The organism is Belnapia sp. AC561, from assembly GCF_979252845.1.
In genome coordinates this window covers 1-258 of sequence record NZ_CEEDBP010000311.1, presented here as the reverse complement: position 1 = coordinate 258, position 258 = coordinate 1, and the positions used below count along the sequence as shown (strand labels likewise).

General features: G+C 62.8%; 1 protein-coding gene. It reads right to left on the bottom strand.

Annotated features, from left to right (window positions below):
* A partial coding sequence (locus tag AC0IW9_RS31220; protein WP_471652175.1) for an HPP family protein occupies positions 1 to 258 on the bottom strand: 258 nt, incomplete at both ends.

Genomic DNA, 258 nt, shown 5'->3' with positions numbered 1-258 from the left:
GCCCACCAATGCGGCCCGCAGAGGTTCAGTAAGACCAGCCCCGTGAACGTACTCAGCAGGTGTCCGAATACCACGTTACGCGGTTGCGAGAAGGACACATCGGGAAAGCCGAACACCAGCACGCACGATGCGCCAAAAGAGCCCAGCAGCAAGCTCAGGGTCAACACGTCCCCAAGTCCGGCAATCGTCGCAATCGCTATCACACCGCCCAACCAGGCGATCAGCACCTGGCGGAGGTTGGGGCGTGGGGGCAGGGCC